Below are 6444 nucleotides of genomic sequence, written 5' to 3' on the forward strand. Positions count from 1 at the left end.
GGGCCGAAAACCCTGCTCCGCTCGTCACGGCCTCTTCGAGGTTGCGCGCGCCACCCCGCCGGTCCCCCGCACCCCCAGCGCTAACCGGCGCACCCAACCCGTACACGAACGGAGAACACCATGACCAAGATCGCCATCCCCGAGTCGCACATCGGCATCCCCGCCGGAGCGATCTCCCAGGCCTACGTACGACTGCGCGGCGCCCAACAGCCCGACATCAGCGTCCATCACGCCCACACCGACATCGCCCGCGTCACCCTCACCTGGGGACGCATCCTGTTCACCTTCTTCAACACCCAAGCAGCCCAGGGCGTGCTGGAAGCCTTCGGAGCCGCCCGCCAGGCGCTGGCCGGACTCCCCGACAACCTCGCCCCGCGCGACCAACAGCCCTACGACGGGCCCGCCATCGGCGTCGACTGGACCCGACGCCCGCCCTACGCCGTCACCCGCCGCGAAGCCCTCACCCCCGACAAGCGACGCACCATCCGCTGGGTCGAGGTCTACATGCGGCCCGTGACATTCCAGATCGTCGACCTCGCCGCCTACCGCAGCGCTGTCGAGGTCCTCCAACTCGCCCACAAAACAGCCGCCGTCGTCTGCCTCGACGGAGACCAACACCGCTTCGATCCCACCGACGCCAGCTACCGCCCGACCCGGTGATCCACAGGGGCCGCACTTATCCACAACCGGGAGTGCGGCCCCTCCCGCCACCGCCTCCTGGCGGCGATCATCAGAACATGACCATCACCTGGGCAGTGACCAGCAGCGGCCACCGCAGCGAGCAGACCATCATCGGTCTCGGCGACAACCCCGCCCACGCACGCATCCGGCTCACGGCCGCCACCGCGGCCCTGATCGCCCGCGCCGGCGATGACGAATGGCCGCGCTACACACTGCACCTCGGAGCCGACATCGCCGCCATCATCCAGACCGGCCATGCCGTCGACGGCAGCCCCGACCACACCGGCACCGCCGAGCTCCTCGCCTGCCTGCACCACGACAGCCCCCACCCCTTTACGCCGTAACCCCCGCACACCACACCGGCGCGGTGTGGTGTCTTCGCCGTGCGCGGTCGCCGGGGCACTAGGTGCGACCGGCGGATGCCCGCCTGCGGCGGGCGTGGTCCGTAGCCCCTCACCTTTAACCGTTCAGCTGGGTCGCCCAGTGTGACCGACGAGGCCCCGTCACGCGCAACCCACACCCGCGCCGAACTCCGCAGGCCGAGTGACCTTTTCGGCCCAATGCCAGCTCGCCAGGGCGCTGCGCGCCGGCTCGCGCGGGCCGAAAACCCTGCTCCGCTCGTCACGGCCTCTTCGAGGTTGCGCGCGCCACCCCGCCGGTCCCCCGCACCCCCAGCGCTAACCGGCGCACCCAACCCGTACACGAACGGAGAACACCATGACCACCCACACCGACCTCCTCGCCGGCGGCCGCCACACCTACTGGCTGGGCGAACGCCTCGCCGCCATCGCCACCGACCTGCTCTACTTCGTCGAACCCGGCCACGAGGAACTGCACCCCGACGGCATCCCCGACGGGCTGACCATCACCGCGCACCGCCGCAACCACACCTGGGGCTCCACCGCCCAGGTCTGGGCCCGAGACCCCCAGGGAGTCCTGCAGGCCAGCGCCGAATCCAGCGCCGCACACCCCGACCTCGGCCGTTCCATCTCCGCACGCACCCGCCACTTCCGCGGCGGCGGCCTGCTCTGGACCCACACCGCACCCGTCGTCACCGATGAACCGATCAACCCCCTGGACCCCTGGAGCTACGCCGCTGTTGGCCGCCACCTCTACCAGCTGCGCCCCGAATACCGCCTCGACGGCGCACCCCTATGGCAGCTCCGCACCGACGACCTCGACACCGAGCACCCCCGCTTCGCCGGCATCGACTCCGCCACCACCCACATCGCCGAGTTCCTCGAACCCGCACCCGCACCGTCCCGGCGGCGCCGCGGCACCCGTAGCGCCTAACACCCACACCACGCCGGCCGCCGCCAACCCACCGCGGCCGCCGGCACCTCCCCTCCCGCACCACCGAAAGGACCCGACAATGAGCGAGCACGCCACCACCCCCGCAGGCGAGACGACACCCCTGCGACGCGACGGAAACGCCCACTACTACAACCAGATTGACCCGCCAGCAACACATTTCATCGAACAGACCGTGGCAGTGCACCTACGGCTCTCCGACGACGGCACCCGCTGGATCGTCGACGGCCCCAGCGTCGACGGCCACCCGCTCGACAGCACCTACCGCGATCTAAGCGCCACCAACTCCGAATGCGCCTGCAGCCAGCCCAAGGAATGCGCCCGGCTCCGCGACCACGCCGACAATCTGCCGCTCCCCACCGGCGCCGAACTGCTCACGATGCTCGCCGACGCCCTCGACGCACCCGCCGAGCTCATCACCGCCGAACAAGCCAGCAGCTGGGCCGGGCGCGCCCTCACCGCCGACGAGCTCGACCGCCTCTCCGAAGCGATCCCGCACTCCTCGATCCCCGACGCCATCGACACCATCGCCGCCAGCTGGGACTAAAACTCAGCACCGCGGGCCCGGTCACCCACCGCAGGGTGACCGGGCCCCCCTTTTCCTCCGGTCCTAGCCGCCCGCCGCAGCACCCCTCCGGGGCGCTTGGCGAACGTCCGATATCCGTAACCCGTCACCTATCTACCTGTCAGCAGCCGCCCAGCCTGACCGCAGGACCCCGAGCCGGCTCAACCCACACCCGCGCCGAACTGCACAGGCCGAGTGACCTTTTCGGCGCTGCCAACTCGCCGAAGGCGCTGTCGCGCCCGGCTCGCGCACGCCGAAAACCCTGCTCCGTCCCGGTGCGGCCTCTGCGGGGTTGACCCGCCCCACCCCACGGTCCATGACGCGGCCGCACTGACCGGCGCACCGCCGGTCACCAACAGTGAGGACCCACCATGTTTGACCCGTTCGACAAGATCGCCGTACCCACCACCGCCGGCACCTACGTCATCGCCCTGTACTACGACATCGACGCCGCCGCACCCGATTACAGCGACGACGGCGGATTCGTCTATCTCGGCACCGCCCGCACCATCAGCGCTCAACTGGGCGACGCCGCCCATGACGTCGCCGCCCTGCTGCGCCAGCACACCGCCGCCAATGACTCCCTCAACGACCATGAGTACCGGTCCGCGGCCGCCCTCTGCCGCTACCTGTGGCTGACCCGCGGACTCACCGGCATCCTGGAAGTCACCCGCAGCGGCGACCGCTACGGCACCGCCGAGCCCAGCGCCGACCGCTACCGCAGCATCGACGGTCTGGCCTGGGCGCCCGCCGACGCGACAGCACCCCTGGACTACACACGTGGCACCGTGGCCGCCTACGACGCCTGGGCCAACGGCGAGGTCTACGGCTACACCGTCGTCGCCCCCGACGGCCGATACGTCGCCTCCTGCTGGGACTTTTACGCCGACCCCGACGAGCCGATCACCGCTGACGCTCCCCCCGGCCTGGCCATCATGGTCGCCGAGGCGCGCGAGGAGATCGACCAGGACGTCGAAGCACGGACGGCCCAGGCCAACACCATCGGGTCCGGATTCATCGGGCTCATCTAAAAACACTGTCCCGGCGAGCCGGCCACCGCGACATCCACCGGTGGCCGGCCGCCCTACAGCGACCCACCGCGTGCTGGCGGCCGCCCTGGCGGGCGCCGGATGCCCGCCTGCGGCGGGCGTGGGTTGGGTAGCTACTCACCTTTAACCGTCAGCAGGGGTCGCAGCCTAATCGGCCGGGGGCCCGACCGGTCAACCCACACCGACGCCGAACTACGCAGGCCGAGTGACCTTTTCGGCCCTATCAAGCTCGCTGCCGCTCGCGGGCCGAAAACCCTGCTCCGTCCGGCGTCGGCTCTTCGGGGTTGACCGCCCACCCTCACCCGATTGACCGCTCCCCAGCGCTGACCGGCGCACCACTCACCACGAGAAACGGAGAACAACAATGGACCACGCATTCGAACTCGCCTTCGACCTTCTCGCCGAAGCCGCCGACCGCATCCAGCACCAGCAGTACGGCATCACCCGGAACCTGCACCACAACCACGGACCGATCCAGCTGACCACCGTCCACGAGTACAGCCCCGAACAGGGACACCACCTCGTCCTGCTCGCCAACGACGACTACGGACTCCTGGCCGCCATCGAAGCCACCTCACCCGACCTCGACACCACCCCCGACACCCGCATCCAGAAAGTCCGGGCCGGCGACCTGACCTTCCACGCCGTGCCCGGCACCTGGTCCTACCGTGCCACTGGCGCCCACACCTACACCCTGACCGCCGGAATCGGCGACGAACCGATGTGGACCCTCACCATCGACCACGCACCCCTGGCCCTGGCCTACGACGACCTCCACCAGGCCATCGACGACGTGCTCACCACCGAACCCGTCGCCGCATAACCGATCTGCGGCCGGGCCCGCCACCACCAGGCGGGCCCGGCCCCATCCACCCACTGAAAGGACCCACCATGACCAACACCAACGACGCCGACTGGCAGGCCGACTGGGCAATCGAGATCGACCGAGGCCGCCTGGCCCTCGACGGCAGCCTGGTCGACGCCATCAACGCCCTCACCCGCGCACAGCAGGCGCTGGCCACCTTGACCAGCACACACGTCTACGACACCGAGTTCGCCGAGAACCCCCAAGGCGACGACATCGCTTCGTTCCTGTCCGACAGCCTGCGCAACACCCGAGCCGCCTACCACATCGCTCACCGCGTCATCGAGGACGAACGCACCTGAGACGTCAGGGGCCGGGCCCACCGCCACCTGGTGGGCCCGGCTCCGCAGTCCAGACAACAGCTCTGCACCAACACATCTCGACCACGGAGGCCCGACAATGCGAACCGCTCCACACCCACAATATGCGTTGCAAGGCGTATTCCCTCAGAGTAGTATCAACGTATGTTGATCGACTGGTCCGACGAGTTCAACACCTGGCTCGATCGGCTTGAAGATCACGCCCACAACGACCCGATCAGCGCCCGCCGACTCGACTACATCACCGCACAACTGCAGCACCTCCAAGAACTCACCGACGCACCCGAAGAAGACACCGCCCACCTGCGCCGCGTTCGTCAATCCAAGACCTATCCCGTCTGGCGACTGGCCCACCCCTACGACCCCGACATCGCCGTGCGGCTCATCGTGTGGTTCCCCGACGACGAACACGCCGTCATCGCCCTCTTCGCCGGCGACAAAGCCCGCATCGGAAACGCCTTCTACAACAGCGTCGGAACCCGAGCCGACGCCGCCATCGAGACCTGGAAACGCAGAAAGGACACCCAATCATGACTGTTGAAGATCGCGGCGGGGCCCGCCTCAAGAAGCTGCTCGCCGACCCCGACCGCGCCGAGCGCGTCGCCCACATCCGCCAGCAGATGCGCGAGGACGACCGCGCCTACGCCATGAACCTGGCGCTGATCCGCCGCGCCGCCGACCTCACCCAAGTCGAACTCGCCCGACGCCTGGGAGTCGGACAAGCCGCGGTGTCCAAAGTCGAACGCCAACACGACCTTCTGCTGTCCACCCTGTCCAGCTACGTCGCCGCCGCCGGCGCCAACGCACGCATCGTCGTCACCGTCGGAGACCGCGACCTGGAATTCGACCTCGCCACCCTGGCCGACGCAGCGCCACCGGAGCAGTAACCAATCGCACCCGAGGGCACCCGTCAGCGAGCGACGCTGGCGTGGTGCCCTCGTTCATCGTCGAGCCCGGCGCTGCGGCCCCGATGCGCCGGCGCACTAGGTGCGACCGACGGATGCCCGCCTGCGGCGGGCGTGGGTTGGGTAGCTACTCACCTTTAACCGTCAGCAGGGGTCGCAGCCTAATCGGCCGGGGGCCCGACCGGATCAACCCACACCGACGCCGAACTCCGCAGGCCGAGTGACCTTTTCGGCCTTATCAAGCTCGCTGCCGCTCGCGGGCCGAAAACCCTGCTCCGTGCGCCGTCGGCTCTTCGGGGTTGACCGCCCACCCTCACCCGATTGACCGCTCCCCAGCGCTGACCGGCAGCGCACCGAAAGGGGAAACGTCATGTCCATCACCACCGCCATCATCACCACCGACTGCATCGCCACCATCGACCAGCCCGTCGATTGCCTCCTCGACGCCATGATCGAAGCCCAGAACCGCGTCGGACAGATCACCTGGGACGACATCGCCGCCGAGCGGGCCCAGGGCACCTACCGCAATCCCGCAGGAGCCACGGCCCCCATCACCGTCGTCGACACCAGCACCACCACCGACCTGCTCGACACCATCCGAACCTGGATGCAGCACGCCTAAGCCTCGATCCGTGGATCGGCCCTGTTGAGGTGTATCGGCGCTGAGTTTTGCTGCGCTGCGGGTGGTGGGCAGGGAGTATCTGCTGGTCTGTCCAGCTTTTCCTGTGTGCTCCGGTAGGGCCTGTTC

At 68.8% G+C, this 6444-nt stretch carries 9 protein-coding genes and 1 pseudogene; all 10 read left to right on the top strand.

Going from position 1 to position 6444, the window contains the following annotated elements; translation table 11 throughout:
* Window positions 1-120 precede the first annotated feature (120 nt).
* Window positions 121-660 carry a hypothetical protein gene (locus tag CEX87_RS26635; protein WP_084032608.1) on the top strand — a complete coding sequence of 180 codons (540 nt, stop codon included), beginning with the start codon at window positions 121-123 and terminating at the stop codon, window positions 658-660.
* Between the two features lie 77 nt (window positions 661-737).
* Complete coding sequence (locus CEX87_RS26640; protein ID WP_006247564.1) at window positions 738-1025, top strand: hypothetical protein; 288 nt, start codon at window positions 738-740, stop codon at window positions 1023-1025.
* Window positions 1026-1398: 373 nt separating this feature from the next.
* Window positions 1399-1974, top strand: a complete 576-nt coding sequence (locus tag CEX87_RS26645; protein ID WP_011767741.1) for a hypothetical protein — start codon at window positions 1399-1401, stop codon at window positions 1972-1974.
* A gap of 79 nt (window positions 1975-2053) precedes the next feature.
* Window positions 2054-2539, top strand: coding sequence for a hypothetical protein (locus CEX87_RS26650; protein ID WP_006247562.1), 486 nt, complete (start codon window positions 2054-2056; stop codon window positions 2537-2539).
* Window positions 2540-2928: 389 nt separating this feature from the next.
* Complete coding sequence (locus CEX87_RS26655) at window positions 2929-3588, top strand: hypothetical protein (protein WP_006247561.1); 660 nt, start codon at window positions 2929-2931, stop codon at window positions 3586-3588.
* Window positions 3589-3970: 382 nt separating this feature from the next.
* Window positions 3971-4429 carry a hypothetical protein gene (locus CEX87_RS26660; RefSeq protein ID WP_084032452.1) on the top strand — a complete coding sequence of 153 codons (459 nt, stop codon included), beginning with the start codon at window positions 3971-3973 and terminating at the stop codon, window positions 4427-4429.
* 68 nt (window positions 4430-4497) lie between these two features.
* On the top strand, window positions 4498-4773 hold the full coding sequence (locus CEX87_RS26665; protein ID WP_011767738.1) for a hypothetical protein: 276 nt from the start codon (window positions 4498-4500) through the stop codon (window positions 4771-4773).
* 162 nt (window positions 4774-4935) lie between these two features.
* Window positions 4936-5325: a hypothetical protein gene (locus CEX87_RS26670; RefSeq protein WP_006247670.1), complete on the top strand. Its 390-nt coding sequence runs from the start codon at window positions 4936-4938 to the stop codon at window positions 5323-5325.
* Window positions 5322-5678, top strand: a complete 357-nt coding sequence (locus CEX87_RS26675; RefSeq protein WP_006247669.1) for a helix-turn-helix domain-containing protein — start codon at window positions 5322-5324, stop codon at window positions 5676-5678. Before CEX87_RS26670 ends, CEX87_RS26675 begins: the two co-directional genes overlap by 4 nt.
* 376 nt (window positions 5679-6054) lie before the next feature.
* Window positions 6055-6318, top strand: a pseudogene (locus tag CEX87_RS26680) (DUF7280 family protein); the annotation flags it as partial.
* Window positions 6319-6444 lie beyond the last annotated feature (126 nt).

It is taken from the genome of Mycobacterium lehmannii, assembly GCF_002245535.1.
Lineage (GTDB): Bacteria > Actinomycetota > Actinomycetes > Mycobacteriales > Mycobacteriaceae > Mycobacterium > Mycobacterium lehmannii.

Coding starts and splice junctions, on each gene's coding strand:
- CEX87_RS26650 (WP_006247562.1), top strand. CDS start 2,054: ATGAGCGAGCACGCCACCACCCCCGCAGGCGAGACGACACCCCTGCGA.
- CEX87_RS26635 (WP_084032608.1), top strand. CDS start 121: ATGACCAAGATCGCCATCCCCGAGTCGCACATCGGCATCCCCGCCGGA.
- CEX87_RS26670 (WP_006247670.1), top strand. CDS start 4,936: ATGTTGATCGACTGGTCCGACGAGTTCAACACCTGGCTCGATCGGCTT.
- CEX87_RS26665 (WP_011767738.1), top strand. CDS start 4,498: ATGACCAACACCAACGACGCCGACTGGCAGGCCGACTGGGCAATCGAG.
- CEX87_RS26645 (WP_011767741.1), top strand. CDS start 1,399: ATGACCACCCACACCGACCTCCTCGCCGGCGGCCGCCACACCTACTGG.
- CEX87_RS26660 (WP_084032452.1), top strand. CDS start 3,971: ATGGACCACGCATTCGAACTCGCCTTCGACCTTCTCGCCGAAGCCGCC.
- CEX87_RS26675 (WP_006247669.1), top strand. CDS start 5,322: ATGACTGTTGAAGATCGCGGCGGGGCCCGCCTCAAGAAGCTGCTCGCC.
- CEX87_RS26655 (WP_006247561.1), top strand. CDS start 2,929: ATGTTTGACCCGTTCGACAAGATCGCCGTACCCACCACCGCCGGCACC.
- CEX87_RS26640 (WP_006247564.1), top strand. CDS start 738: ATGACCATCACCTGGGCAGTGACCAGCAGCGGCCACCGCAGCGAGCAG.